The sequence below is a fragment of the Gordonia asplenii genome (assembly GCF_012933505.1).
Taxonomy (GTDB): domain Bacteria; phylum Actinomycetota; class Actinomycetes; order Mycobacteriales; family Mycobacteriaceae; genus Gordonia; species Gordonia asplenii.
This window is the reverse complement of sequence record NZ_JABBNB010000006.1, coordinates 36,702-63,561: the sequence shown is the minus strand read 5'-3', so window position 1 is coordinate 63,561 and position 26,860 is coordinate 36,702. Positions and strand designations below refer to the sequence as shown.

21 protein-coding genes and 2 riboswitches are annotated in these 26,860 nt (G+C 66.8%); of the genes, 10 read left to right on the top strand and 11 right to left on the bottom strand.

What is annotated here, in order from left to right; genetic code table 11:
- Positions 1-4: 4 nt before the first annotated feature.
- Complete coding sequence (locus tag HH308_RS07355; RefSeq protein ID WP_170193539.1) at positions 5-1,156, bottom strand: MFS transporter; 1,152 nt, start codon at positions 1,154-1,156, stop codon at positions 5-7.
- 264 nt (positions 1,157-1,420) lie between these two features.
- Between HH308_RS07355 and HH308_RS07350 the strand changes: the two genes are divergently transcribed.
- The 5 genes from HH308_RS07350 (at position 1,421) to HH308_RS07330 (ending at position 7,298) form a co-directional block, all read left to right on the top strand.
- The gene (locus HH308_RS07350) at positions 1,421-1,618 is read left to right on the top strand and encodes a (2Fe-2S)-binding protein (RefSeq protein WP_170193538.1); all 198 of its coding nucleotides are present in this window, start codon (positions 1,421-1,423) and stop codon (positions 1,616-1,618) included.
- Between the two features lie 134 nt (positions 1,619-1,752).
- Positions 1,753-2,235, top strand: coding sequence for a bacterioferritin (gene bfr, locus HH308_RS07345; RefSeq protein ID WP_170193689.1), 483 nt, complete (start codon positions 1,753-1,755; stop codon positions 2,233-2,235).
- Positions 2,236-2,374: 139 nt separating this feature from the next.
- Positions 2,375-2,548: riboswitch (M-box (ykoK) riboswitch) on the top strand.
- A 230-nt stretch (positions 2,549-2,778) separates the two neighbouring features.
- Positions 2,779-5,469, top strand: a complete 2,691-nt coding sequence (mgtA, locus tag HH308_RS07340) for a magnesium-translocating P-type ATPase (protein ID WP_170193537.1) — start codon at positions 2,779-2,781, stop codon at positions 5,467-5,469.
- An 11-nt stretch (positions 5,470-5,480) separates the two neighbouring features.
- Positions 5,481-6,188, top strand: a complete 708-nt coding sequence (locus HH308_RS07335) for an MgtC/SapB family protein (RefSeq protein WP_170193536.1) — start codon at positions 5,481-5,483, stop codon at positions 6,186-6,188.
- A 126-nt stretch (positions 6,189-6,314) separates the two neighbouring features.
- A complete protein-coding gene (locus tag HH308_RS07330; RefSeq protein ID WP_170193535.1) occupies positions 6,315-7,298 on the top strand; it encodes an acyl-CoA thioesterase in 984 nt (327 codons plus the stop codon).
- Here the strand turns inward: HH308_RS07330 and HH308_RS07325 are convergent.
- Positions 7,285-8,160, bottom strand: a complete 876-nt coding sequence (locus tag HH308_RS07325) for a hypothetical protein (RefSeq protein WP_170193534.1) — start codon at positions 8,158-8,160, stop codon at positions 7,285-7,287. The two genes, HH308_RS07330 and HH308_RS07325, sit on opposite strands and share 14 nt — an antisense overlap.
- 166 nt (positions 8,161-8,326) lie before the next feature.
- Positions 8,327-8,457, top strand: a riboswitch (SAM riboswitch).
- 57 nt (positions 8,458-8,514) lie between these two features.
- Here HH308_RS07325 and HH308_RS07320 point away from each other — a divergent pair.
- Together HH308_RS07320 and metX are read left to right on the top strand one after the other, a co-directional pair.
- On the top strand, positions 8,515-9,840 hold the full coding sequence (locus tag HH308_RS07320) for a bifunctional o-acetylhomoserine/o-acetylserine sulfhydrylase (RefSeq protein ID WP_170193533.1): 1,326 nt from the start codon (positions 8,515-8,517) through the stop codon (positions 9,838-9,840).
- A 73-nt stretch (positions 9,841-9,913) separates the two neighbouring features.
- Positions 9,914-11,038 carry a homoserine O-acetyltransferase MetX gene (gene metX, locus HH308_RS07315; RefSeq protein WP_211188290.1) on the top strand — a complete coding sequence of 375 codons (1,125 nt, stop codon included), beginning with the start codon at positions 9,914-9,916 and terminating at the stop codon, positions 11,036-11,038.
- A gap of 210 nt (positions 11,039-11,248) precedes the next feature.
- Here metX and HH308_RS07310 read toward each other — a convergent pair whose 3' ends face one another.
- The 3 genes from HH308_RS07310 to HH308_RS07300 all read right to left on the bottom strand — a co-directional run bounded on the left by HH308_RS07310 (position 11,249) and on the right by HH308_RS07300 (position 14,088).
- A complete protein-coding gene (locus HH308_RS07310; RefSeq protein ID WP_170193532.1) occupies positions 11,249-12,784 on the bottom strand; it encodes a hypothetical protein in 1,536 nt (511 codons plus the stop codon).
- Positions 12,785-12,891: 107 nt separating this feature from the next.
- The gene (locus HH308_RS07305; RefSeq protein WP_170193531.1) at positions 12,892-13,221 is read right to left on the bottom strand and encodes a DUF3017 domain-containing protein; all 330 of its coding nucleotides are present in this window, start codon (positions 13,219-13,221) and stop codon (positions 12,892-12,894) included.
- Between the two features lie 9 nt (positions 13,222-13,230).
- Positions 13,231-14,088 carry a bifunctional methylenetetrahydrofolate dehydrogenase/methenyltetrahydrofolate cyclohydrolase gene (locus HH308_RS07300; protein ID WP_170193530.1) on the bottom strand — a complete coding sequence of 286 codons (858 nt, stop codon included), beginning with the start codon at positions 14,086-14,088 and terminating at the stop codon, positions 13,231-13,233.
- Positions 14,089-14,160: 72 nt separating this feature from the next.
- Between HH308_RS07300 and HH308_RS07295 the strand changes: the two genes are divergently transcribed.
- Positions 14,161-14,625, top strand: a complete 465-nt coding sequence (locus HH308_RS07295) for a tRNA (cytidine(34)-2'-O)-methyltransferase (protein WP_170193529.1) — start codon at positions 14,161-14,163, stop codon at positions 14,623-14,625.
- A 30-nt stretch (positions 14,626-14,655) separates the two neighbouring features.
- On the opposite strand, the gene HH308_RS07290 is transcribed toward HH308_RS07295, so the two are convergent.
- From HH308_RS07290 to HH308_RS07275, 4 genes are all read right to left on the bottom strand, one after another.
- The gene (locus HH308_RS07290) at positions 14,656-15,957 is read right to left on the bottom strand and encodes a reverse transcriptase family protein (protein WP_170193528.1); all 1,302 of its coding nucleotides are present in this window, start codon (positions 15,955-15,957) and stop codon (positions 14,656-14,658) included.
- Positions 15,958-16,194: 237 nt separating this feature from the next.
- Positions 16,195-16,428 (bottom strand): DUF167 domain-containing protein, encoded by a 234-nt coding sequence (locus HH308_RS07285; RefSeq protein WP_170193527.1) that lies wholly within the window; start codon positions 16,426-16,428, stop codon positions 16,195-16,197.
- 50 nt (positions 16,429-16,478) lie between these two features.
- Entirely contained in the window at positions 16,479-19,796 is a 3,318-nt protein-coding gene (locus HH308_RS07280; protein ID WP_170193526.1) for an error-prone DNA polymerase, read from the bottom strand.
- A 64-nt stretch (positions 19,797-19,860) separates the two neighbouring features.
- Positions 19,861-21,378: a long-chain-fatty-acid--CoA ligase gene (locus HH308_RS07275; RefSeq protein WP_170193525.1), complete on the bottom strand. Its 1,518-nt coding sequence runs from the start codon at positions 21,376-21,378 to the stop codon at positions 19,861-19,863.
- Positions 21,379-21,602: 224 nt separating this feature from the next.
- On the opposite strand from HH308_RS07275, the gene HH308_RS07270 reads away from it, so the two are divergent.
- Together HH308_RS07270 and HH308_RS07265 are read left to right on the top strand one after the other, a co-directional pair.
- Positions 21,603-22,370 (top strand): putative protein N(5)-glutamine methyltransferase, encoded by a 768-nt coding sequence (locus HH308_RS07270; RefSeq protein WP_312870450.1) that lies wholly within the window; start codon positions 21,603-21,605, stop codon positions 22,368-22,370.
- A gap of 95 nt (positions 22,371-22,465) precedes the next feature.
- Positions 22,466-24,364 (top strand): SDR family oxidoreductase, encoded by a 1,899-nt coding sequence (locus HH308_RS07265; RefSeq protein WP_170193523.1) that lies wholly within the window; start codon positions 22,466-22,468, stop codon positions 24,362-24,364.
- Here the strand turns inward: HH308_RS07265 and HH308_RS07260 are convergent, their stop codons facing one another.
- Together HH308_RS07260 and imuA' are read right to left on the bottom strand one after the other, a co-directional pair.
- Positions 24,365-25,942 carry a DNA polymerase Y family protein gene (locus HH308_RS07260; RefSeq protein ID WP_170193522.1) on the bottom strand — a complete coding sequence of 526 codons (1,578 nt, stop codon included), beginning with the start codon at positions 25,940-25,942 and terminating at the stop codon, positions 24,365-24,367.
- Positions 25,942-26,784, bottom strand: a complete 843-nt coding sequence (gene imuA' / locus HH308_RS29530; protein ID WP_312870449.1) for a DnaE2-dependent mutagenesis accessory factor ImuA' — start codon at positions 26,782-26,784, stop codon at positions 25,942-25,944. Before imuA' ends, HH308_RS07260 begins: the two co-directional genes overlap by 1 nt.
- Positions 26,785-26,860: the final 76 nt, after the last annotated feature.

The window sequence follows — 26,860 nt, the reverse complement described above, 5'->3', positions numbered from 1 at the left end:
CAACTCACGCCGCGACGGGTCGTCCGCTCCGCCGACTCGTGACAACGGCGATGCCGAGCACGACGAGACCCGCGAGAGCGAGCAGCACCCCCGCCTGCGACGGCGCGCGGTAGCTCAGTCCGGCGGCGATCACCGCCCCGCCGAGCCAGGCGCCGAGCGCGTTGGCGATGTTGAGGGCGGAGTGGTTGAGCGCGGCAGCGAGCGTCTGCGCGTCCTGTGCGACGTCCATCAGCCGAGTCTGCAGGCCGGGCACCAGCGACGACCCCGCAGCGCCGACGAGGAAGGTCACCACCAGTGCCAGCCACGCGATCTGCACGACGACGGAGAACAGTGCCAGCGCGACCGCTACCGACGCCAGCGCTGCGAACACACTCCAGCCGACGCTGCGGTCCGCGGCGATGCCGCCGACGATGTTGCCGGCGACCATGCCCAGCCCGAACAGCGCCAGCGCCAACGGAACCCAGCCGGCCGACAGTCCGGCGAGCGTGGTCAGTGTCGTGTTGAGGTAGGTGTAGAAGGCGAACATCCCGCCGAAGCCGACCGTGCCGATCAGCAGCGTCAGCCATACCTGACCACGACGCAGGGCGCCGAGTTCGGTCATCGGGTTGGTCACGGTCATGTCGCGCAACGACGGCAGGCTGCGGATCAGCGCGGCGACGGTGGCGATGCCGATCACGACGACCAGCACCAATGCGATCCGCCAACCGAATCGTGCACCGAGCCATGCCGCGACGGGCACCCCGGCCACGTTCGCGATCGACAGTCCGAGCATCACCTGCCCGACGGCTTTCGCCCGGTTGCCGGGCTTGGCGATGTGCGCGGCGACCAGGGCCGCGACGCCGAAGTAGGCACCGTGCGGCAGTCCGGCGGCGAACCGCGCCAGCATCAGCGTGACGTAGCTCGGCGCGATGACCGACGCCGCGTTGCCTACGACGAACGCGACCATCAGTCCCACCAAGAGGGTGCGGCGCGACATGCGGGCGGTCAGTGCCGCGATCAGCGGCGCACCGACGACGACGCCGAGTGCGTAAGCGGAGATGACGTGACCGGCCGTCGGTTCGGTGATGTGCAGCGATTCGGCGATGTCGGGCAGTAGCCCCATCGCCACGAATTCGGTGGTTCCGATCGCGAAACCGCCCATGGCCATCGCGATCATGGCGGATCGTCGAGCTTGATCGGTGATCGTCGTGGCTGCTGCGCTGTTGACTGGGCTGATCGATGTGGGGTCGGTGGAAGCGTCAATGGATATGGATGCGGGCACCCATTACCCAACCGGCCGCACGGCGGCGTTCTTCCCGGTTCGGTGGGTGAGGTCGTTCACAGCGCCGAAGTCCGAAACGTACAAAAGGTAAGGCAACCCTTGTCAGGACACCCTTCGCTATGTAATCCTTACCTAATCTGCTCGGAGGAAGTTGCCAACATGTTCGTATGCATTTGCCGCGGTGTGACCGAGGAAGAAGTCAACAGTTACCTCGACGATGGCGCCGACAGCGTCGACGCCATCGGGGATCGTTGCGGCGCGGGCGAAGGATGCGGCACCTGCCTGGACAGACTCGATGAAATGGTCTGCGCTCGCGCAGGAATCTGTGGCCTCAGGAGGGCGGTAAAGGCAGCCTGACCTCACTGTATGTCGCACCGCACGTCGGATTGATTCGCCCGACGCGCGGGGTTTTTGCGTGTTACGTTCAATATCGTGCACCTCGCTCACCGCGAGGAGAAACCACCATGGCACTGATACCGAACGGAGAGATCATGCGCGGCGACGACGAGGTCATTGCTCTACTGAACGAGCAGCTCACCAGCGAGCTGACGGCTATCAACCAATACTTTCTTCACGCCAAGATGCAGGCCAACTGGGGCCTGACCGAGATCGCGGGCAAGACACGCGAGGAATCCATCGAGGAGATGACCCACGCGGAGATCCTCACCGACCGCATCCTGTTTCTCGAAGGCCTTCCCAACTACCAGAAGCTGCTGCCGCTGCGTATCGGACAGACGTTGCGCGAACAGTTCGAGTCCGACCTGAAGATCGAGGTCGAGGTCGTCGAGCGGCTGCGGCCCGGCGTGAAGATGTGCCGCGACAAGGGCGACATCACCTCCGCGAAACTCCTCGAGAAGATTCTCGAAGACGAAGAGCACCACATCGACTATCTCGAAACACAGCTCGAGCTGATGGACCGGATCGGCGAGCAGCTGTACCTGTCCAAGACGGTCGCGACGCCGCCGACGATCTAGTTCCCGAGCCGGATTCACCGATGGCCCGCCCCGCCGGTTGAGCGAGGCGAAGCCGAGTCGCAACACGGCATCATTTCTCCCTCCGTCAATCCGATAGCCGCACTTGGCATTTGCGCCGGGTGCGGCTATCGTCGTCTATGCAGCGCTTCGTTAGGCGAGGCTCCTGCACGAATACAGGCCACTGATCTCACGACGTCGAGAGACGCCCAAGGTTAGGACAGGTCCTCCCGGATTAAGGGTTGACCCAAAGTGGCTGCCGCACCGCGGTGCGGATTACGTCGTGCAGTGCCAAAGCTCAACGTGGAGGCGACTCCGGTCAGATCGACTCGAATCACCTGTGCCGCAACGTTTTTGGCGTGCCCATCGAATGGGCCTGTCGCGAGGAGGTGAGGCATGGACGATCCCGCTAGTCGATTAGCCGCGGCGGCCCGTGCCGCCTCGCGCGACTTCGCGTCGCGCTGAGAAGTCTCTCCGACGAACCCCGCCCACGCGGGTCAATTCGTCGTGCCCGCAGTACCTTCCCACCAGTCAGGTGACACACTCATGCGTACTTTTCGTTCTGCCCCAACCACTCTCCCGCAACAGCCCCGGCAGTCGGCGGACGCCGCCACCGGCGAGCGCCGTCTCCCACTGCACGACGCGGTGACCCGCAGCGCCGACGACGTGGTCGCCGCGCTGCACTCCGACGCCACGCGCGGACTGTCCAGCCAACAGGTCATCGAACTTCGAAACCTCCACGGCCCCAACGTCGTTCACCATCAACGCCCCGAGCCCGCACTGTCGCACCTCGCCCGCACCTGCGCCAATCCCTTCATCCTAATCCTGTGCGGCCTCGCCGTGGTGATGACCTTCACCGACGTGATCATGCCCGCCGATCCCGACTACACCGGCGTCGCGACCATCGCCGTCATGGTGGCGATCAGCGTGGGACTTCGCTTCTGGCAGGAGCGGCGGACGTCCCGGGTGGCCGAACGGCTCGCCACGATGGTCGCCACCACGACGACGGTGACCCGCACGCAGCTCAACGGTTACCGCCGACCGGTTCGGATCAGCGGCGAGGTACCGATCGCCGACGTCGTGCCGGGCGACCTGGTCACGCTGGCCGCCGGCGACATGATCCCCGCCGATATCCGGTTCCTGTCGGTGAACAGCGTGCAGGTCAACCAGTCGATGCTGACCGGCGAGTCCGAGCCGGCCGAGAAGACCACAGACGCCCTCGACGAGCCTGCCGGTACCGACCTGCTCGCAGCCACCAACGTCGGCTTTCTGGGCACGTCGGTGGTGTCCGGTTCAGCCACCGCCGTCGTCGTCGGCACCGGCGACGACAGCTACTTCGGCACGCTGTCGTCGTCGCTGCAGACCGACTCGGGCGCGACGGCGTTCGATGCCGGGATCAGGCGGGTCAGCTACACCCTGGTCACCTTCATGGCGCTGATGGTGCCACTCGTGTTCGTCATCAACGGCCTCACCAAAGACTGGACCAGCGCATTTCTGTTCGCGGTCACCACCGCGGTCGGTCTGACACCCGAGATGTTGCCGCTCATCGTGACGGCGACGATGACCAAGGGCGCGCGTGCGATGGCGCAGCGGAAGGTGGTGGTGAAGAAGATCGCCTCGATCGCCAACCTGGGCGCGATGAGCGTACTGGCAACCGATAAGACCGGCACCCTGACCGAAGATCACATGACCCTCGACGCCGCCGTCGGCCTGAGCGGAAACGACAGCACGCTCACCATGCGTCGTGCCACGCTCAACGCCGCATTCCAGACCGGGCTGCGCAACCTCCTCGACGCCGCGATCCTGGACGCCGCGGGACCCGACACGATCGCCGAGATCATCGCCACCAATCGACTGGTCGACGAGATCCCGTTCGACTTCGACCGGCGGCGGCTGTCGGTCGTCGTCGACGACGGTGAGCCCGATCGGCTCATCGTCACCAAGGGCGCGTGGGACGAGATGCTCGCGGTCTGCCGCTACGCCGAGTTCCGCGGCGTGGCGCACCTGATCGACGATGCGCTGCGACGCCGGCTGCAGTACATCGTCGATGAGCACAACCGCCGGGGACTGCGCGTGCTGGCCGTCGCCAGCGCACGCGTCGAGCATCGGGACAGGTACTCCCCCGCCGACGAGACCGGACTGACCCTGCACGGCCTGCTGACTTTTCTCGATCCACCCAAAGCCACTGCGGCACAGGCGATCTACGAGCTCGCAGATGCCGGTGTCGAGGTCAAGGTCATCACCGGAGACACCCCGCTGGTCGCCTCGTCGGTCTGTCGGGCCGTGGGACTCGACCCGGGCAATCCGGTGCTGGGTGCCGCCACCGACGAGTTGACACTGCCGCAACTGCACGAATTGGCCGTCGCGACAACACTTTTCGCGAAGGTATCGCCGACCCAGAAGGCCCGGATCGTCGAGGCCATGCGATCCGGCGGCACCACCGTCGGATTTCTCGGGGACGGCATCAACGACGCGGCGGCACTGCGGACCGCCGACGTCGGGATCTCCGTGGACACCGCGGTCGACATCGCCAAGGAAGCGGCGGACATCATCCTTCTCGAAAAGGACCTGACGGTGCTGCGGCACGGGGTCGTCGAAGGACGCCGCACCCTGGTCAACGCGATGAAGTACATCAAGATGACCGCGTCGTCGAACTTCGGCAACGTGTTCTCCGTGCTCGCCGCGAGTGCACTGCTGCCCTTCCTGCCGATGATTCCGCTGGTGGTGCTCGTGCAGAACTTGGCCTACGACCTGTCCATGCTGACCCTGCCCTGGGATTCGGTGGACGCCGACGACGTCCGAGGACCGCGGCGCTGGGACTCGAAGTCGTTGGCGCCGTTCATGATTCGGATCGGCCCCGTGTCGTCGATCTTCGATCTGTCGACCTTCGCGCTGATGTGGTTCGTATTCGGCGCCGACACACCCGGGCATGCCGCGCTGTTTCAGTCCGGCTGGTTCGTCGAGTCGATCATCTCCCAGACACTCATCGTTCATCTGCTGCGTAGCGCGACGTCGTCGCCACGGCTGTCCCGGGCGAGTCGACCGGTGCTGATCGCGACGGCACTGGTGTGCCTGTTCGGCCTGGTCCTGCCGTTTTCGGGGTGGGGGCAGGGGCTCGGCCTGGTGCCGCTGCCGTGGTCGTATTTCCCGTGGCTGGCGGCGACCCTCGCCGTCTACTGTGCCGTGGTCGTATACGCCAAGCGTCGGTTCATCCGCCGCTACCGGACGTGGATCTGAAGGAGATACCGATGACACCGTGGGAGGTCGCGATACGGATCGGTGCCGGGTTGTTGTTCGGCGCGGCGATCGGATTCGAACGGCAATGGCGGTCGCGTTCCGCGGGGCTGCGCACCAACGCACTGGTCAGCCTCGGCTCAGCGCTGTTCGTGGTGCTGGGCGCCTACTCGTTCGCCGGCCACGGCGACCCGACAAGGGTTGCGGCCCAGATTGTTTCGGGCATCGGTTTCCTGGGCGCCGGGGTGATCATGAAGCAGGGCTCCACCGTGTCGGGCCTCAACACCGCGGCGACCCTGTGGGCGTCGGCCGCGGTGGGTGCGCTCGCCGGCGGCGGAATGCTGTGGGTGTCGCTGGCGGGCGCGGGGACGATCATCGCCGCCAACATGATCCTGCGCCCGATGGGTCGGCTACTAGATCGTCAACATCGGGAGAGTCGGGAGGACTCGCCCGCCGAGTACATCTTCGAGGTCCGGTGCCCGACCGACGCCGAAGCCGACATACGACGTCTGGTCTTCGACGCCCTGTCCCGACCCGATCTCACCGTGCAATCCATCGCCGCACGCGATCTCCCCGACGACGAGGGTGTCCGGATCACCGTCACCGCGCTCACCGACGAACGTGACGACCGGGAGATCGAAGCCGCGATCGCCGATGTGATCGTCGCGCCGGCGATCACCGAGGTGCGTTGGTCGGTCGCCGATCTCTCCGGAATCGACTGACTTCCGAGTAACACCCGACGTGTGTAACCGTTGTGTGGCGACATTCTCACAACGACGTGCCGGCCGGCCGAGAGATTCCCGGCCGATCGATGATCGCTGAGTCACTGCGTACGTCAGGAGAAATCCATGTCTGTCACCCCACAACGCGAAATCACGCTGCGGTTCCTCGCCGCACCCACCGACGCCACGACTCTCGGCGGCGCGGTTCGCGGTGGTCGCCTGCTGTCCTGGATCGACAAGGCCGCCTACGCCTGCGCCGCCGCATGGTCGGGCGGATACTCGGTGACCGCCTACTTCGGAAACATCACGTTCACCCGCGGCATCGAGCCCGGCGACATCGTCGAAGTCACCGCGTCGCTCGTGCACACCGGGACGTCGAGCATGCATATCGCGTGCACGGTCCGCTCGGCGCACCCGTTCACCGGACTGTTCACCGTGGCGAGCGAGTGCCTGGTCATCTTCGTCGCGATGGGCGACGACAAGCGGCCCCGCCCGGTGCCGCAATGGATTCCGGAGACCGACGCCGAGCGGGCCGCGCAGGCTTACGCCACCTCACGCATCCCCGTCCGCAAGCGCATCGAAGCCGCGATGTCGACGGTGACCTACTCCGACGCCGGGACCGCGCCGCGCTCCCAGACCCGGTTTCTCGCCGCACCGACCGACGTGAACTGGGGCGGCAACGCCCACGGCGGCCGCGTCATGGAATGGATGGACGAGTCCGCCTACCTCAGCGCCGCCCGCTGGTGCGGCGGTCGATGTGTCTCCGCGTACGTCGGCGGCATCCGCTTCTACGCGCCCATCCACATCGGCGACGTCGTGGAACTCGACGCGCGGCTGATCCACACCGGCAAGCAGACGATGCATATCTCCGTGCACGTACGGGCCGGCGACCCGCATACCGGTGTGATGCGCGACTGCGCTCATTCCCTCACCATCGTCGCAGCGATCGACGCCGACGGTGACGCGACCGCTGTCCGACGCTGGATCCCGGTCTCCGACGAGGACATCGCGCTCGACGCGCACGCGCGGGACCTCGTTGCACTGCGCGCCAAGCTGCCGCGCCGCCCCCTCGCTCAACCGGGCGCAGGCGTGGCGACTACCGCCCGATAGCCTGGTACGCCTGTGCGAGCCGCTCGAAAGCGGTCGCGACGCCGAGCAGTGCGTCACTGATCATCGCGGCCTCGGAAGCGCTGATGTCTTCGGCGATGGTCGGTGTGGCGACACTACGCTGCTCGGACTCAAGCAATTCCATGCTCTCGCGGATCGTAGCGTCGATGCGCTCGATCGTGTCGATGCGCTTGTGTCCGTTACTGTTTCGCTTGTCGGCGAGCTCGGCGTCGGCGCTCGGCTCGTCGGCGCTGCGATGCCCGCCCCGGTACTCTGCTGGGCGCCCAGGCGCCGGACCGGGAGCCGCTTGGTCGGTCGGCGTCCGGCGCGGCATCGCCCGCGAGGCGTGGGTGCCGAGCGGGTACTTGCCCGAATGCGACGTCGCCGAATGCAGGCCCGTCGCATGCATGCCGGTCGCCTGCGGTGCGAGAGTCGGCGGAACCGGTACCGGGCTGGGCGCGGACGGCATCGACGGGCCGGATCCCCGCGGTGCAGGCGTCGACATGAGTGCCGTCGCAGCCGGCTCACGCACCGGCGGGATAGACGGCGACGGCGGAGATGCGACCGGCGCATAGAAGTGCAATCCACCGTGGCCCTGGTAGAACTGGCACGGTTCCCCGGCGCGACCGACGACCGCGCACGGGTCTCGTTCGAGCAGGGAGTGCGGGTATTCGCTGAAGTCCGTCCACTCCAGCCAGCGGCGTCGGATGTGCGCGGCACCCCGGTCCCCGTCGGTGGCGTGATGGCCGTCATGACCTGAGGAGAGTCGACACTGCAGGGTCCACTCGGGCCCCTGATATCCGACGGCGGCACGCTCAGCGGCATTGCAGATGACCGTTGACCAACAGCCTTCGACGTTCAACATTCCTCCCGACCGAGCAAGCTTTGCCGATCACGATACTCGCCGACGTCGACGCCGCTCACACCGCCGGACTCCGACTTCAGCAGCCATATGAGCGCGACACGACTTTTCCTCGCGGTGATCGAGAGGGTTCATCTCAACCGAAATCAGTGTTATACCCTTGACGCCAGGTCATGAGCATCAGCACCAAGCCCCGGCTGGCTGATCAGCAACCCTCCTTCCGCGGTGGGGTGCTCCGGGTGATGACCCGGTTGTGTGTCCGGCATCGATACGATGCGCGGCGCATGGCAAGCGCGGGTCCGAAGGTCGGACCCAACAGGGGTAACCCCCACCGACCGAGAAAGAGACTTCACCGAAATGTCTGACACCACCGACGCCGTAGTGGATCCGACCGCCAACTGGAGCTTCGAAACGAAGCAGATCCACGTCGGACAGTCGGCCGATGCCGCCACCAATGCTCGCGCACTGCCGATCTACCAGACCACGTCGTACGTCTTCAACGACACCCAGCATGCGGCCAACCTGTTCGGGCTGGCCGAGCCGGGCAACATCTACACCCGCATCATGAACCCGACGCAGGATGCCGTCGAGCAGCGAGTCGCCGCACTCGAAGGCGGTGTCGCAGCGCTCCTCGTCGCGTCCGGTCAGGCCGCCGAGACGTACGCGATCCAGAACATCGTCGAGACCGGCGGGCACGTCGTCTCCAGCCCGCGGCTCTACGGCGGCACCTACAACCTCTTCCACTACACCCTGCCGAAGTTCGGCATCGAGGTGTCGTTCGTGGAGAACCCGGACGATCCCGAGTCGTGGCAGGCCGCCGTTCGCCCCAACACGCGCGCGTTCTACGGCGAGTCGATCTCCAACCCGAACATCGAGGTTCTCGACATCCCGGCTGTCGCCGAGGTCGCGCACCGCAACGGTGTTCCGCTGATCATCGACAACACCGTCGCCACCCCGTACCTGCTCAACCCGCTGGCCCACGGCGCCGACATCGTCGTGCACTCGGCCACCAAGTACATCGGTGGCCACGGCACCGCGATCGGCGGCGTCATCGTCGACGGCGGCACCTTCGACTGGCGTGTCCAGCGTGACGGCGAGGACCTGTTCCCCGGTTTCACCACTCCGGATCCGAGCTACCACGGCGTCGTCTTCGCCGACCTCGGCGCGCCCGCCTATGCACTCAAGGCGCGCGTGCAGCTGCTCCGCGACACCGGTGCGGCGATCGCCCCGTTCAACGCCTTCCTGCTCGCCCAGGGCCTGGAGACGTTGAGCCTGCGCGTCGAGCGGCACGTGGCGAACACCAAGAAGGTCGCGGCCTTCCTGGAAAGCCACCCGCAGGTGGAGAAGGTCAACTACGCCGGCCTCGAGTCGTCGAAGTACTACGCTCTCGGCTCTCAGCTGGCGCCCAAGGGCACCGGTGCCGTCATCAGCTTCGAGCTGGCCGGCGGCGTCGACGCCGGTAAGAAGTTCGTCGATGCGTTGACGCTGCACAGCCACGTCGCCAACATCGGCGACGTGCGCTCGCTGGTCATCCACCCGGCGTCGACCACCCACAGCCAGCTCACCCCCGAAGAGCAGCTGGCCGCGGGCGTCACACCGGGCCTGGTGCGGCTGGCAGTCGGCATCGAGGGCATCGACGACATCCTCGCCGACCTCGAGCAGGGGTTCGCCGCGGCCAAGTAGCCGCGTTTCAACCCGCTCGACCAACAGAGAAAGACCATAGGTGTCCGTGAGTATCGACCTTCCCGCCGCCCCGTTGGGCGACAACACATTCGACAGCTGGGCAACGTCTGCCGATGCAGTTCTGCACAGCGTCGAAGTGGGGTCGATACCGCTGGACAGCGGGTCGACGATCGACGACGTGACCCTGGCGTTTCAACGCTGGGGCACGTTGTCGCCGGCACGCGACAACGTCGTGCTCGCGCTGCACGCGTTGACCGGCAACTCGCATGTCACCGGTCCGGCCAACGACATCTTCCCGATGGCCGGCTGGTGGGACGGCCTGATCGGTCCGGGGTGCGCCGTCGACACCGACGAATGGTGCGTCATCGCCATCAACGTGCTGGGCGGCTGCGACGGATCCACCGGCCCGGGCAGCACGCACCCCGACGGTCGCCCGTACGGGTCACGCTTTCCGCAGCTCACCGTCGCAGATCAGGTGCGCGCCGAGGTGACGTTGCTCGATGCCCTCGGAATCCGTTCCGCCGCAGCAGTTCTCGGCGGTTCGATGGGTGGCGCGCGGGCGCTGGAGTGGGCGGTGTCCTATCCCGATCGGGTGCGTGCCGCACTTGTTCTCGCGGTAGGCGCTCGCGCCACCGCGGACCAGATCGGCACCCAGACGACACAGATCGCGGCGATCACCGCCGACCCCGACTGGCAGGGCGGCGACTACTACGGCACCGGCGCCGGCCCGGCCACCGGCATGGGCATCGCCCGGCGCATCGCGCATCTCACCTATCGCGGTGAAGCCGAACTCGACGAACGGTTCGCCAACCTTGCGCAGCGCGCCGAGCAGCCCCTTGAGGGTGGCCGGTACGCCATCCAGAGCTACCTCGAGCACCAGGCCGACAAACTGATCGCCCGCTTCGACCCGGGCAGCTACGTGGTGCTGTCGACCGTCCTCAATCACCACGACGTCGGGCGCAACAACGGTGGTATCGATGCCGCACTGCGCAATTGCACGGTCCCGGTTGTCGTCGGTGGCATCGAATCCGACCGTCTCTACCCCATCCGGCTGCAACGCGAACTCGCCGACAAACTCGGCAACTGCGTCGGCGGCCTACACGTCATCGACTCCCCCGACGGTCACGACGGTTTCCTCACCGAGTTCGACGCCGTCGCCGAGTTACTCACCCGCACAATCGAATTGGCGCGACGCTAGGAGCGGGTGGGGGCCGAGTTCCCCACTGCCGCAAGGTGTGTCGTGCGCTGACAGCGTCGGCTCGCGTGGTTTCGACACGGCCCTTCGCTAACGCTCCGGCCCGGCTCAACCAGCGGAGTGGGTGGGCCCGCTCCCCGAGTGCCGAAGCGAGGCACGAGCTTCGGTGTAACGAGGGGGCGGCGACACGGAGAACCCAAGCCACCCCCCGCTCTATCGCTGCGGCACCTCGGGTGGTTCCGGTGTGCTGTGCGGCGGCGCGTGCCGGGTGCCCGATCGCGCGGCGGGCGCCACCGATCGGGGCGTCTGTTTCGGCGCCGGAGTCGTCTGCTCGCCGGCCGGCGCATTCTGCGGCTGCGGCGCGGGCGACGGCGACGGGATCAGTCCGGATGGAATCAAATTGGGCGGCAATGGAATTCCCGACGGGACGAACGGAATCCGCGGCGCCGACGACGGAGTGGAACTGTCGCTACTCGACGCATCCGGCGACTTCGTGGGTGTGGTCGACGTGGTGGGCGGCAGCGTCGTCGGGACCAGGGTGCGGGTACGCGCGGGAGTCGTCGGGTCGAGGCGCGTCGTCGCCCAGCCGCCCGGGCCGGTGCCGGTTTCCGTGGTCTCGGGAGTGAGCGTCGCCTCGCCGTAGTCATTGTCGACGGGCGTCCGGGTAGTCAGAATCGACGCGTCAGAGATATTCGGCGAACTGGGAGTCGCTGGAATGAACGGACTTTCATGATTCGTCAGTGCCCCGCTGGCGTACACCGACATCGCGATCACGCCGATCGCCGCACCGGCGACCACCAACGGCGCGGTGGACAGCCAATCGCGGTTACGCCGACCTCCGATGGTCACCAATCTCGTTATGCCGGAATCGGTTTCGCGGGCGATCAGTGCGGCGCCCAGCGCGCCGGCGAGTTCGGGCATCGGCGCAGCCATCGCCGCGACGTCCGCCGCCCGACCTATTCCGTCCACGATGTGCGCAATATTGGCGAGTCCACCGACCACCACGACCACCTGCGGCCGCGCGTCCCGGCGTCGGACATATTTCGAAACTTGTTGCGCCGCAGCATCGATGAGCGGCTCCGCGGCTAGCTCGACGTCGGCGTCGGTGACTTGCACCTGTCCCGACGCCGGCCGCGCCTCGACGCTGAACAGCTCTTCTTTGGCGGTGCGGCACGCCGCGACCTGCTCGTCGGTGGGTCGCTTGGACCATCCGTGCGCGGGCCCGATCGCCGTGGCGAGGCGTCGGTCGAGTTCTTGCCCGGACAGGTCGGGAACCCGCACGACGTCGGTGACGTCCTCGCCCGACGTCGTGGTGAACAGGGTCATACCGGAATCGCCGCAGTCGACCACGAGGACAGAGTCGTACGACGAGAGCAGTCCGGCGTCCGACAGGTACCGAACGGTGGCGGCGTTCTCATCGACGACGCGTACGCGGCGACGGCTGCCCGTGCCGCGGTGCAGCTCGGTGTATTCGTCGTCGGAGCGGACGGCCACACAGATCGACGACGCCGCGGTGTCGGCGGTCGCGGTACGCATCACGTCGATCGCGGAATTGACCCGACTGGCCTGATTCAATCCGTCTGCGGGTTCGACGTCGAGGACGCGGCTTTCAACGGTGCTGCGGCCCGCGGAGTCGATGCCGAGCCGCGCGACGTGAATCATGCCACGACCCGCGGATACCCCCAACGTCGCGCTGACATCGGTGACCTCTGTTGTTAGCAATTCCGGAGAACTGATCGGCTGCCCCATCGCTTTGCTCGGCTAAGAACTATTCCCACCACTGTATACCAAAACGTTACCTTGGCTTGCGGTGACCACGCCACCGCTGGGGAAGTTCGGTCGTTCGACCGACAGGTTCAGTCGGTGCCGAGTGCCGCGATGGACGACGCGAGCCATAGCATGAGCAGCCCCATCGTCGTCATCGCGAAGACGTCGAACAAGCGCCCGCGCACCTGCAGCAACCCGACCCGGGTCACCGGAAGGATCGCCCGGAACACCGCACCGACCAGCAGCGCCCCGCTGAAAACAAGGGTGCCCTTGCGCCAGAAGCCGAAAAGCACCAGCACGGCGGCCACCGCAATGATCCCGACGACGATGAAGTACGGGATCTGCACCATGATCCGCCGCACTCTACGAGCGCGGCGGATGGCGTCGGTACGCTCTTCCAGTTCGGGCTGCCGAGACATGAGTGCGCGCTAGCGGGCGGCGAGCTGCGCCTCGGCGCGTTCGACGACGTTGACTAGCAGGAACGCGCGGGTAAGCGGCCCCACCCCGCCCGGATTGGGCGATACGTGTCCGGCGACCTCCCAGACGTCAGGCGCGACGTCGCCGACGAGACCGGATTCGTTGCGGCTGACGCCGACGTCGATGACCGCGGCCCCCGGCTTGACCATGTCCGCGGTGATCAGGTGGCCGACGCCGGCCGCGGCTACGACGATGTCGGCGCGCCGCACCTCTGCGGCCAGGTCACGAGTTCCGGTGTGGCACAACGTCACCGTGGCATTCTCGCTACGACGCGTCAGCAGCAGCCCGATCGGCCGGCCGATCGTGACACCACGCCCGACGACGGTGACGCGCGCGCCGTCGATCGGGATGTCGTAACGCCGCAGCAGATGAATCACACCGCGCGGCGTGCACGGCAGCGTCGACTCCTTACCGAGGACCAGGCGGCCCAGGTTGATCGGGTGCAGTCCGTCGGCGTCTTTCTCCGGGGCGATGCGCTCGAGCGCGGCGTTCTCGTCGAGGTGTTTCGGCAGGGGCAGCTGCACGATGTATCCCGTGCACGCCGGATCGTCGTTGAGCTCGTCGATCGTGGCGTCGAGCTGCTCTTGGGTGATGTCGGCGGGCAGATCCTTGCGGATGGATTCGACGCCGATCTTGGCGCAGTCGGCGTGCTTGCCCTTGACGTAGGACTGCGATCCCGGGTCGTCGCCGACGAGGATGGTGCCCAGTCCCGGCACGATACCGTTGGCGCGCAGTTTCGCCACGCGCGCGGAGAGGTCGGTGAAGATGTCGTCGCGGGTTGCTTTGCCGTCAAGTCGTATCGCCGTCACGGCTTCATTGTTCCATTAGGTCACGTGCGGCAGAGAATCCGGCGGGTCGACGCAGCGCTACACTTGCCTCTCGTGTTCCGCATCATGTTCTACCAACCGTGCATTCCTCCTAATACCGGCAATGCGATCCGGCTGGCCGCGAACACCGGATGCGAGCTGCACCTGATCGAGCCGCTCGGGTTCCAGATCAACGACACCCAGGTCAAGCGCGCCGGTCTGGACTACCACGAGATGGCGACCGTCACCATCCACCCGAACCTCGAGTCGGCGTGGGAGAAGCTTGCGCCGCAACGTGTTTACGCATTCTCTTCGCATGCCACGCGCTTTCACACCGACGTGTCGTATCACCCGGGCGATGTCCTGCTGTTCGGGCCCGAGCCCACCGGGTTGCCCGACGACGTACTCGCCGATGAGCACGTCACCGCACAGATCCGCATCCCGATGCTCCCCGACCGCCGCTCGCACAATCTGGCCAACTCGGCGAGCATCGCGATCTACGAGGCGTGGCGGCAGAACGAGTTCGACGGCGCGGTGTGAGGTCGACGCCGCCGATGCCCGTGGCACGGTTCAGCCGTCCCAGTCGACCTCGGCGGCCAGCGCCAACAGCTTTCGGCGTCGCGCGGCCGATCCCGTCGCCACCCAACCGATCCGGCCGTAGACATGCGCTCGGAAGTCCGCGTGAGCGCCTCGGTTCTGCGCCCGCGCCCCCGTGCAAGTCGCATTGTGCAGCAGTGCTTTGAGCTCGTCGAAATCGGAGCGGCGCGACCGCGGCCCGACGTTGACCACGAGCCCAGCCAACTGCTGACGCTGATGGTCGCCCATCACTCTGACCTTTTCCGGGTGCAGCGTGAAGCCCTCGTCGACGATCACGTTGCGCACCACCCACAGCAGCTGTCCGACGTTCATCTCGTCGCCCGACAATGCGAGGTCGTCCCCGTATCGGGTGTAGGCCAGCCCGTTCTTCGCCGCGTAACCGGCTATGCGAAAGTCCAAGCGGCGCAGGGCGAGATTGACCAGTGCGGGCGAGGTCGGAGCACCTTGCGGAACGTGGCGCCCCCGAAGCAGCCCGGCGTGAAACGGGTCGTCGCCGGGAAGGTCGTCGAATGCCGTTGCCGTGGTGCATATCTCCGCCAGACAGCGCGCTGTCGCCGACCGGTATCCGACGGCGGTGAACACCGCCCGCACCTGCGCCGCGGTGATGTGCTCGAAGCAGTGTTTGAGGTCGACGCGAATCACGGTGTCATGCAACGAATGCGGCGCCGCGAATGAGTACGGCGACCGGCCGCGGACAAAGCCGTGTGCCGCCGGGTGCGCGGGCACGTCGGCCAGGATCGCGTCGAGGATTCGACGCTGGAGCGTCGCCAGCCGCTCTTTGGGAGCTTCGATGACTCGAAACCCACTATGCCGCTTGGGAATTCTAGTCACCCGGTAGTGCCGAAGGCGCGGCGTCGCCCGCTGCAACCACAGCCCGTGATCGGCGAACCAGTCCAGCTCGTCGACGCTGACGTTCAACCACGACGCCAACGCGCCGACGTCGCCGATCTCGGGGAGGCCGAACCTGGGTGGTCCCACGGGTTCTCGAATCACCGGTGCGGTGAGAACCGCGACGACCCGGCGCACGGCGTCGGCGATGCCCGGCAATGGCGGCGGCGTCGGGTACCGCATCAGCAATTCGCGGGCCACCTCTTCGGCGTCGACGGGATCGACCGCCGTGACCAGCGCACCGTTGAGTTCACGCCGTGTCCATACCCGTTCGGCGTACCCGTCGTCGAGCGGCGGTCCCAGCAGGCGTCGTATGACCGCGCTCATTCGGTGGATATCGTTGCGCGAGAACCGATCCGGCTGTGCCGCCGTCTGTTTGCCGACCATCGGTTCCCTCCTTCACGCGGTGGCGCGCGACGGTTGGGACGACCGAAACCTGTCGTCCGCCGCGCAGGGTTGCACACGCAGTGTGCTCGGCTGCGCGGGACGTGATGTCACGCTGTGCATGAACCCAGGGGTAGCCCCTGAGACCGAGGATCTCGCGATCCCCCGCTCTCGTCCCACCCGTCGCGCGTGTCCACCCTAACCCGGCGTGCGTTCGACTCGCAGTCACCGCCCCGGCACTCATCCCACCCGAAAACGCTTGATCCTCGACGTCGCCCCGGCCACCAGCGCCACCGAGCTCTTCGATACGCCGAGGTGTTTCGCGAGGACCAGCGCGACGGCCTTGTTCGCCTTGCCCTCGGTCGCCGGCTCGCGTACGTAGACGATCAGCGTCCCGTCGTCGGCGGTCGCCACCAACGGCCCCTTACGACTGTTGGGTTTGACCGTCACCGCGATCACCGTCGGGTCGCTCACTCGGCGTCCTCGATCCGAAGGTGCCGCTCATCCATGATCCCGCCTGCCTCTCAATGCCAATCCCGTGATCGCGATCCCACCCGCAGGTCCAGTCGCTGCAGACGGTCGGCCACCACGGTCACCGCTCCCTGAGCATTCTGCACCTTGCCGCGCACCAGCAACGCCGACGCGGTGTGCGCGAGCTCGGAATAGCGGGACCACAGCCCCACCGAGCACACCACGTTCACCATGCCGGTCTCGTCTTCGAGGTTGATGAACGTCACCCCCGACGCGGTGGCCGGCCGCTGCCGGTGAGTCACCGCGCCGCCGACGATGATCCGCGCGCCGTCGGGCACCGACAACAGCTGATCCGCCGGGATCACCCCGAGAGCGTCGAGCCGCGGCCGCAGGAACTGCGTCGGGTAGTTCGACGGTGTCACCCCGGTCGCCCAAGCATCGGCGCCGGCCAGTTCGATGTCGGACATGCCGGGCAGCGTCGGCGGCATGGCTTCGGTAGCCGCGGCCAGCGGCAACTGATCGGGCCGATCGGCCGCCGCCGCACCCGCCGCCCACAACGCTTGACGCCGTGAACCGCCGAACCGCGCGAACGCCCCCGCCGTCGCCAACGCCTCCAACTGCCGCTTGGTCAGTCCGATTCGTCGGGAAAGGTCTGCGGCACTGGAATATTCACCGCACGCGATACGCTCGTCGACGATCTGTTGCGCCACCTCGTCGCCGATGCCGCGCACCGCGGCCAGCCCGAGCCGCACCTGGGTGCCGTCGGCTTCCAGACTCGCCCACGACAACGATGCATTGATATCCGGCCGATGCACGCTCACCCCGTGCCGCCGGGCATCGGCCACCAGCGACTGCGGCGAGTAGAACCCCATCGGCTGCGCCCGCAGCAGTGCCGCGCAGAACGCCGCGGGATGATGCAGCTTGAACCACGACGAGTAGAACACCAGCGATGCGAAACTCTGCGAATGGCTTTCCGGGAAGCCGAAATTGGCGAACGCGGCCAACTTCTCGAAGATCCGGTCCGCCATCTCTCCGGTGATGCCGTGCAACTCGCGCATCCCCTCGTAGAAACGCTCCCGCAGCCGCTCCATCTTCTCCGGCGAACGCTTGGAGCCCATCGCCCGGCGCAACTGATCGGCTTCGGCGGGATCGAATCCGGCCACGTCGACGGCCAGTTGCATCAGCTGTTCCTGAAACAGTGGGATTCCCAGGGTCCGACCCAGCGCATTCTCCATCGACGGGTGGTCGCATTTCGCCTCTTCGTCACCGTTGCGGCGCCGGATGTAGGGGTGCACCGATCCGCCCTGAATCGGGCCGGGACGGATCAACGCCACTTCGACGACGAGATCGTAGAATACGCGCGGTTTCAGCCGCGGCAGCGTCGCCATCTGTGCGCGCGACTCCACCTGGAACACCCCGACCGAATCGGCCTTGCACAGCATGTCGTAGACAGCTTGCTCGGTGAGGTCGATCTTCGCCAGGTCCACCTCGATCCCCTTGTGTTCGGCGAGAAGGTCGATGGCGTAGTGCAGGGCCGAGAGCATACCGAGACCGAGCAGATCGAATTTCACCAAACCGATTGCGGCACAGTCGTCTTTGTCCCACTGCAGCACACTACGGTTGGGCATGCGTGCCCACTCTGTCGGGCAGACGTCGGCGATGGGTCGGTCACAGATCACCATGCCGCCGGAATGGATGCCCAGATGTCTTGGCAATCCGGCGATTTCACCGGCGAGTCGTTTGACGTCGTCGGGCGCCTGCTCGGGTGTTTTGCTCCACGCGTCCTGCTGGCCGGCGGCATAGCCCAGCGCGCGGGCCATGTCGCGGATACCGGAACGGCGGCGATAGGTGATGACATTGGCCACCTGTGCGCTGTACTTGCGCCCGTACTTCTCGTAGACGAACTGGATGGCTTCCTCGCGACGGTCGGACTCGATGTCGACATCGATGTCGGGTGGCCCGTCGCGCTCCGGCGACAGGAACCGCTCGAACAGCAGATGGTTGACAATCGGGTCGACCGAACTGATCCTGAGCGCGAAGCACACCGCCGAATTGGCCGCGCTCCCCCGCCCCTGACACAGGATGTCGTTACGGCGGCAGAAGCTGACGATGTCGTGGACGACGAGGAAGTAGCCGGGGAAGTTCAGGGACTCGATGATCGCGAGTTCGTGCTCGATCTGCTGGTACGCCTTGGGATTCGACGCCGGCGGGCCGTACCGCTCGTGAGCACCCGCCCTCGTCAGCTCGCGCAGCCACGTCGCTTCGGTATGCCCGGCGGGTACGTCGAACGGCGGTAGCTGCGGTGCGATCAATCCCAATTCGAAGGCACAGTCGTCGGCGAGGTCGACGGCGTTGGCGATCGCCTCCGGGTGCGCCGCGAGCAGCCGGGCCATCTCGTCGCCGCTGCGCAGGTGCGCTCCGCCGACGGCGGGCAGCCATCCGGCGATCGTGTCGAGGTCGGTGCGGGCACGCACCGCGGCCATCGCCATCGCGAGTCGGCGTCGATGGGGTCCGGAGAAATGGGCGCCGGTGGTGGCGACCGTCGTCAGCTTCGACGTCGCGGCGAGGTCGGCGAGCAGCGCATTGCGCTCGTCGTCGTCGGACTGTCCATACGAGGTCAATTCGACGACGACGTTGTCGACACCGAAGCGGTCGACCAACTCCCCCAACGCTTTTCGTGCCGCGGGTAGACCGCCGCGATCCAACGCCCGACGCACCGCCCCTTTGCGGCAGCCGGTGAGGATCAGCCATTGGCCCGCCGCGGCGTCGGACAGTGCGTCGACGTCGTAGCGCAGGATCCCCTTCTCCCCACCGGACATGTGCGCGTCGGAGATGGTGCGGGAGAGTCGCCGATAGCCTTCCGCTCCGCGCGCGAGGACGAGTAGGTGCTCGCCGGACGGGTCGTTGACGCCGGTGCGCACGGCGTCGCGTTCGAGGGAGAGTTCCGCGCCGAACACCGTCGGCATGCCGAATTCGCGGGCTGCCTCGGCGAAGCGCACGATGCCGTAGAAACCGTCATGGTCGGTGAGCGCGAGGGCTTTGAGATCGAGCCGCTGAGCCTCCTCGACCATCGCCTCCGGCATCGACGCCCCGTCGAGAAAGCTGTAGGCGCTGTGCGCGTGCAGCTCCGCGTACGGCACCGCCGAGCGGACGGGCTTGATCGACTCGTCGGCGTGATAGGCGTCGCGTTTGCGCGACCAGGCCGGACCGTCGCCGCCGTCGGGGACACCGTCGTTCGAAAAGCCCCCGTCGCGAGGGCCCTGCGGGTACGGCGGAGCGAAGGTCTCACCCGGTCGGCCCGATCGATTGGGCCGACCGGAGAGCACCCGCTCCATCTCCGACCAGGTCGGAGGACCATTGTTCCAGCCCACCGCGCAAGTGTATCGAACATTTGTTCGTATGAAAGGTTAGTGTGGCTCAACCAGCGGCTGGAATCTACCCGTACATCTGCCTCAACTCGCGCTTCAGGATCTTTCCGGCACCCGACATCGGGAAGGTCTCGACCACCGACAGCCCGCGCGGCACCTTGTATCCGGCGATCTCGTTCTTGGTGTGTTCGATCAGCTCGTCGAGAGTGAGCGTGGCTCCAGGCGCCAAACTGACCACCGCGTGCACCCGCTCGCCCCACCGATCGTCGGGCACGCCGATCACCGCGACCTGGGTCACCGCGGGGTGCTTGGCGACGGCGTTCTCCACCTCGACCGAGTAGACGTTCTCGCCGCCGGTGATGATCATGTCCTTGATCCGATCGACGACGAACACGAACCCGTCGTCGTCCATGAATCCACCGTCGCCGGTATGCATCCAGCCGTCGCGGACGGCCGCCGACGTTTCGGCAGGCTTGTTCCAATAGCCGAGCATCACGTGATCACCGCTGACCACGATCTCCCCGACCGTTCCCCGCGGTACCTCGACGTCGTCGGGGTCGACGACCTTCACCAGCGAATGCGGCGTCGCACGCCCCGCGGAGCGTCGACGCACCGGGTCGTCGTGATCGGCGTCGAGCAACATGGTCGCCACCGGCGACAGTTCCGTCATGCCGTAGGCCTGCGCGAGCCGCGCCGACGGGAAGGCTCGGCGCGTCCGGTCGAGAAGTGCCTCCGAGATCGGAGATGCCCCGTACAGGATCTGGGCGAATCCGGACATGTCGAAGTCCGCGACGCGCGGGTGATCGACGAGGAATTGAATCATGGTGGGCACCAGCAACGCATCGGTGATGCCGTCGTCGGAGATGGTCCGCAGTACCTCGACGGGGTCGAACACCGGAAGCATCACATGCGTTCCGCCGAGCAGCATCTGTCCGATCAACGAGGCGAGATCGGCGAGGTGGAACATCGGCGCCACATGCAGCACTCTCCCCTCAGGGGTCCACGCGCCGCTCGCGGCGCACCCGAGAGCCGACGTCATCAGATTGCGATGACTGAGCATCACACCCTTCGGGAAGCCCGTGGTTCCGCCGGTGTAGAAGATCCCCGCCAGGTCATCGCCGCGGCGGTGCGCATCGGCAATCGGTTCTCCTTGTGCGACAACGGTTTCGAAGTCGAGGGCAGCGGCGGGCGGCTGCTTGCCCCAGGCGATAACCGGTCCCAGATCGGGGCAATGGGCTCGGAGCTCATCGACCAGACCGGCGAACGCATCGTCGACGAACATCACCCGCACACCGGCGTCGACCAACGAATAGGCGATCTCCTTCACGCTCCAGCGGGTGTTGACCGGCACGGTCACGGCGTCGGCCCAGGCGGTGGCGAGCAGCGCCTCGAAATAGTAGTCCGCGTTGAGCGCCAGAATCGCAACGCACGCACCGGATTCGACGCCGTGCGAACGCAACGCGCCGCCGAGCCGCGCGACACGGTCGAAAGTTTGTGCGTGTGTGCGGGTTCGTCCGCCGCAGATCGTCGACGCCGAGTCGGGACGCTGTTGGGCATTGCGATGCAGTGGTTGGGTCAGGTACATGAGCGTCCTCCGGCAACGGGCATGGGCAGTCGAGCGGCGAACCTCGCCACTGCATTCGCGTGGTCTTCGGACAGTAGACCCGAGCACTGCGGGCACAGTTCGAGTTCGAGATGTTCGCAGCTTGTCCGAGCGGCAGTCGGGGCCGGGATCGGGCGTACTCCCGCTCGTCGACAGCTCGAAGTAAAGCGTCGCTAAGGAGGTTGCCCACGGCGTACCGTTGCGTTGTGCAATCCCTGGTCGACGTGGCTGAGGAGCTCCGGTCGGCCGGATGCGTCTTCGCCGAAGAAGAGGCGGCAATCCTGCGCGACGCCGCCCTCTCCGACCGTGAATTGACGACACTGATCGAACGTCGTTGTGCGGGTGAGCCGTTGGAGTACGTCGTCGGCTGGGCCGAGTTCCACGGCATGCGGATCGCGGTGGGGCCCGGGGTGTTCATCCCGCGGCGGCGGACCGAGTTTCTCGCCGACCAGGCGATCGCCGTGACACCGGACGCCGCCGTCGTCATCGACATGTGCTGTGGTTCGGGAGCCATCGGCGCCGCGATCGCGAAGGCGCGCCCCACCGCCCACGTGTACGCCGTCGACATCGATCCCCGCGCCACCGCATGCGCCCGCCGCAATCTGGCGCGCGCCGCGGCGTCGGTGTACGTCGGTGATCTCTTCGCACCGCTGCCCGCGATGTTGCGCGGTCAGGTCAACGTGGTGGTCGCGAATGTGCCGTACGTTCCGTGCGGAGAGATCGGTCTGTTGCCGGCCGAGGCCCGCGACTACGAACCGATCGGCACCCTCGACGGCGGCCCCGACGGTCTGCGCATCGCGGCACGAGTCGTCGACGCCGCGCGCGGTTGGCTGCACCCCGACGGACATGTCCTCTTCGAAGTGAGCGAACGACAGGCCGAGACGGCCTCGGCGATCCTCGCATCGACGGGATTCCGTCCGAGGATCGCCGAGGACGAGGAACTCGGGGCGACGGTGGCGATCGGGTCACGATAGGCATCGTCATTGCCATCCGCCAATGTAAGTGTCACTCTGAGTAACAGATGTTCGCGAATTGCGGACCTTGCCCATGACACCTGGAGTGATCCCTCATGACCAGCTATTTCATTACCGGCGGCAGCGGCTTCATCGGACGCCGCGTGATCGGCCGCATCCTCGAAACCCAACCCGACGTTCAGATCTTCGCATTGGTGCGCGCGGCGTCGGCGAGTCGATTCAGCGAACTGTTCGACGCCGAGCGAGTTGTACCCGTCGTCGGCGACCTCACTGCCGTACGACTCGGCCTCGACGACTTCGACACACGGATCGACCACGTCATCCACCTCGCCGCCGTCTACGACATGGCCGTCGACGCCGACACTCAGCAACGCGCCAACGTCGACGGCACCCGGCGGGTCATCGACTTCGCGCTCGCCCGCGGCGCGATGCTGCACCACATCTCGTCGATCGCGGTAGCCGGGGATTACGCCGGCGTCTTCACCGAAGACGACTTCGACAAGGGCCAGGGGTTCCCCTCGCCGTATCACCGCACGAAGTTCGAATCCGAGAAGTCGATCCGCGACCAGTCCGGACTGTCGTGGCGGGTGTATCGGCCGTCGGTGGTCGTCGGCGATTCACGTACCGGCGAGATGGACAAGATCGACGGCCCGTACTATTTCTTCGGTCAACTACGCCTGCTCGGCCATGCCCCGTCGCGGCTGCCGCTGCCGCTGCCGGACTTGGGACGCACCAATGTCGTCCCAGTCGACTACGTGGTGAATTCGATTGTGGCGCTGGTTGATTACCGCGCCGGAGAATCCGGCCTGACCTTCCATCTCAGTGACCCGACTCGCCGCTCCATCACCGGTATGTACAACGCCATCGCACCGGCCTTCGACGGCCCGCGCGGTCGGAACGTTCTTCCGTCGTCGGTCGCCGACGCCGCACTGGCGATGTCACGGGTCGGGCCGATGGGCGTCGGACGCGATCTGATCGCCAAGCAACAGGGCATTCCGCCGATCGTGTTGGACACCATGGCCTTTCGCGTCGATTTCACGGCCGACGCCAGCGTCGGGGCACTGCGCGGGCTCGGCGTCGAACTGCCGGACCTCGCCGAGTACGGGCCGCGCCTGTTCACTTACTGGGCACAGCATCTCGATCCGGCGCGGCATCGACGCCGTGACCCGCGAGGGCCGTTGGTCGGCAAGAACATTCTGATCACCGGCGGGTCGTCGGGAATCGGGAAGGCGACGGCGCGGATGTGCGCGGAGCGCGGCGCCGATGTCATCATCGTCGCCCGCAACGAGGACGACCTGCGCGCGGCGACCACCGAACTCTCCTGCGCCGCAACGAAACCTGGAGTTCCGCCGGGTCGCGTCACCTCCTACCGATGCGACATCACCGATGAGCACGACGTGGCCGCACTCGTGAAAACCGTTCTCGCCGAACATGATCACGTCGACGTGCTGGTCAACAACGCGGGCCGCTCGATCCGCCGGTCCACCATCCACTCCGTCGACCGGCCGCACGACTACCAACGCACCATGGCGGTCAACTACTTCGGCGCGGTGAATCTGACGCTCGCGCTGTTGCCGCATATGGTCGAACGCAACGTCGGGCATGTGGTGAACGTCACCTCGATGGCGGTGCAGACTCATGGCCCGCGGTTCGGGGCGTATGCGGCGTCGAAGGCGGCGCTGGAGGCGTTCAGCGATGCGACCGCCGCCGAAACCCTGTCCAGCCATGTCACTTTCACCAATGTGCGGTTGCCGCTGACCCGGACGAAGATGATCGCGCCGACCGAGGCGTACCGAGCCGCGCCCGGGGTATGGAGTGCCGACAAGGCCGCGAGCCGGGTGCTGCACGGCATCCTCAAGCGGCCTCGCCGGGTCAATTCAGCGGTGGGCAATCTGGCCGATCTGGGCCAGCATGTGCTGCCCCGGCTGACCAATCGGATACTGCACCAGGAGTACCTGCTGGTCGGCGAGTCGGCCGCGGCCGAGGGACGGTAGCTACTCATAGACGCCTTCCACCCACCACTGCCCGGTTCGGAACAGCAGCAGTAACGCCCGCGAATCATCCAGCAGCACTTGGGCTCTCGCCTGTACGGCGTCGTCGGCGTCGAGGCCCGACGGCCACGGACCGGCCCACCAGCTGACCGAGTGACCGCGGTTGCCCACGCGCAGCAGCACGGGCTCGGCGTTGAATGCACCGCGCGGGGTGACGGTCACCGGGTCGCCCTCGGCGTCGACGAGGTGCACCAGAGTGTCGGTGAGCGTCACCGCGGGCGCCGGTTCACCGACCCGGCCGGGCCACGGAGCGGCCGGGTCCGCGGCGGGCCGCAGTTCATCGCCGAGCGCGACCATCGTGACCTGCTCGACGACGCCGCGTCCGCCACTGCGGATCGGCAGCCGCACCGAATCGCCGCCGAGCAGACCCTGCACCCGGACCAGGGCGCGCCGGGCGCGCTCGGCCACCTCGCGTCCACCGGTCAGCTCGTACTGCAGCGCACCGGCCGCCACCACCTCGATCGGCTCGAGGACGATGGTGACGATCGGCGAATCCGGCTTCTCCTTCGCCGTCAGCCAGCCTTCCAACTGCCACCGGATGCGGTCGGCGGTGGCATCGGGGGTCAGTGGCTGAGCACACCGCCAGATACGCGAATGTTCTTGCCCGAGTTCGGTAATCGCGCGTACGGCGAGTCGGGTGCAGGCCACCGCGGCCGACGACAGCCGGTGATGCAACTCATCGGCCAGTCGCCTACCGAGAAATGCCGCGGCGTCGATGCGTTCGATCGGCGGGTCGCAGGTGTACTCGACGGCGAGGTCGGGCGCGGGGGCCTGCCCCGACGGCGGGCGCGACGGGAGCGCCCGCGCCTGTCGATGCGCGAGCACGGCGTCGTCGTCGAATCTGGTGGCGACGTCGGTGGGGGTCAACGCCGCAAACGCGCCGACGGTGCGGATGCCGAGGTGCCAGAGCAATTCGACGAGCTCGACGCGGCGGTCGTCGCACAGACTCGACTCGATCATCAGGTCGCCGACGGGCCGGTCGACGAGGTAGGCGGCGTCTCCGCCTGCCTCGACGAAGATTCCCCGCCGGGCGGCGAGTACCGCGGTGAACATCTCGTCGGCCACGCCGACCGAGGACTCCACGCCCAGCGCCGACACGGCGTCGACGAGCGCTTCGGCGAGTACTTCCACCGAGCCGAAATACCGCACTCCGGCGGAGATGGGCAGCACGCACAGGCCGGGCCGCAGCACTTCGACGTTCGGGACGAGCTCGACCATCGCCGCGACCACCGGCTCGAAGACCCGGCCGTCGCGGTTGGCGTCGTCGGCGGCGACGACGAGGTGCGGACAATTGGCCTGCGCCTGCCGTTTGCGCATGCCGCGTCGGACGCCGGCGCGCCGAGCCGACGCCGAGCAGGCGACCACCCGATTGGCGTGCAGCACCGCGATCGGCTCGTGCGGGGCCAGATCCCGTTCGGCCGCAGCCGCCGCGGCGGGCCAGTCAGGTGCCCACAGCGCCAAGATTCGACGCTCGACCGCGGTCGAGCGCACGGCGACCTGCGCCGACGTCGCGCCGCCCATCAATTCGCCACCGCGAGCGGAGTCGGCGTCGGGGTCGCCGTGACCGAGATCAACTGAACGCCGACCTCGCCTGGGCCGCAATCGATTTCAGTGGTCACCGGCTGCTGACCGCGCCCTTCGACCGATACCTGCAACCGCCAGCCGAGGATTCTGCCGTAACCGCAGCCACCGATGCGGGGGTGCGCCAGATCCATACGGCCCGCTCGCTGCGCTCCCGGCGCCGGATCCATACGGCCCGCTCGCTGCGCTCCCGGCGCCAGATCCATACGGCCCGCTCGCTGCGCTCCCGGCGCCGGGCTGCGCCGATACGACGTCACCCGGGTGCTCAACCGCAACTGCGCACCCGGCCACCGTCCGTCGGTCACCAACAACACCGACGACTGTTTACGCGCTCGCCCGGCCAGCACTTTCGCCCGAGACGGCGGTACCGACGCTCCACCGAGGCCGAGTACCACCAGATCCATACCGTCGAGCAGGATGCCGCCGATCTCCACCGGATCCGGTCCGGGGTCGTCGATCACCGCGATACGAGACAGGTCCGCTCCCATCTCCTCCGCCGACAACATGCTCAACTGCGGCATACCCACCACCGCAACCTGTCCACCCGCCCCGCTGACCGCCGCGATCACGGCCACGATCATCGACCGCGCACCGTCGGCCGACATCACCGTCCCGCGCGCAATTCCATTGTGCGGCAACAATTCTGCCAACACCTGCGGTACAGTCAGCAACTCAACCGGACGCTCGTCCGCACTACCCGCATCCCGCTGCCCGGCCCGCCCCGACAACGCCGCCATCTGCTTACGCAGGGCATTCAGATCAACACCAGCCCGGTCACCCACGGCGTATCCTCCCTCGGGCGTCGAACACCCTGAAATCTCAGCGGGCCGGGAAGTTGCCCGCTACCAAACTTCGAAC

Excerpts from the sequence above, each read along its gene's own strand:
- HH308_RS07310 (WP_170193532.1), bottom strand. The coding sequence starts at position 12,784 with ATGGGGCAGCCGATCAGTTCTCCGGAATTGCTAACAACAGAGGTCACC.
- HH308_RS07350 (WP_170193538.1), top strand. The coding sequence starts at position 1,421 with ATGTTCGTATGCATTTGCCGCGGTGTGACCGAGGAAGAAGTCAACAGT.
- HH308_RS07275 (WP_170193525.1), bottom strand. The coding sequence starts at position 21,378 with ATGTACCTGACCCAACCACTGCATCGCAATGCCCAACAGCGTCCCGAC.
- HH308_RS07325 (WP_170193534.1), bottom strand. The coding sequence starts at position 8,160 with ATGTTGAACGTCGAAGGCTGTTGGTCAACGGTCATCTGCAATGCCGCT.
- HH308_RS07320 (WP_170193533.1), top strand. The coding sequence starts at position 8,515 with ATGTCTGACACCACCGACGCCGTAGTGGATCCGACCGCCAACTGGAGC.
- HH308_RS07290 (WP_170193528.1), bottom strand. The coding sequence starts at position 15,957 with ATGGTCGGCAAACAGACGGCGGCACAGCCGGATCGGTTCTCGCGCAAC.
- bfr (WP_170193689.1), top strand. The coding sequence starts at position 1,753 with ATGCGCGGCGACGACGAGGTCATTGCTCTACTGAACGAGCAGCTCACC.
- HH308_RS07335 (WP_170193536.1), top strand. The coding sequence starts at position 5,481 with ATGACACCGTGGGAGGTCGCGATACGGATCGGTGCCGGGTTGTTGTTC.
- HH308_RS07265 (WP_170193523.1), top strand. The coding sequence starts at position 22,466 with ATGACCAGCTATTTCATTACCGGCGGCAGCGGCTTCATCGGACGCCGC.
- HH308_RS07260 (WP_170193522.1), bottom strand. The coding sequence starts at position 25,942 with ATGGGCGGCGCGACGTCGGCGCAGGTCGCCGTGCGCTCGACCGCGGTC.
- HH308_RS07330 (WP_170193535.1), top strand. The coding sequence starts at position 6,315 with ATGTCTGTCACCCCACAACGCGAAATCACGCTGCGGTTCCTCGCCGCA.
- mgtA (WP_170193537.1), top strand. The coding sequence starts at position 2,779 with ATGCGTACTTTTCGTTCTGCCCCAACCACTCTCCCGCAACAGCCCCGG.
- HH308_RS07355 (WP_170193539.1), bottom strand. The coding sequence starts at position 1,156 with ATGATCGCGATGGCCATGGGCGGTTTCGCGATCGGAACCACCGAATTC.
- HH308_RS07305 (WP_170193531.1), bottom strand. The coding sequence starts at position 13,221 with ATGTCTCGGCAGCCCGAACTGGAAGAGCGTACCGACGCCATCCGCCGC.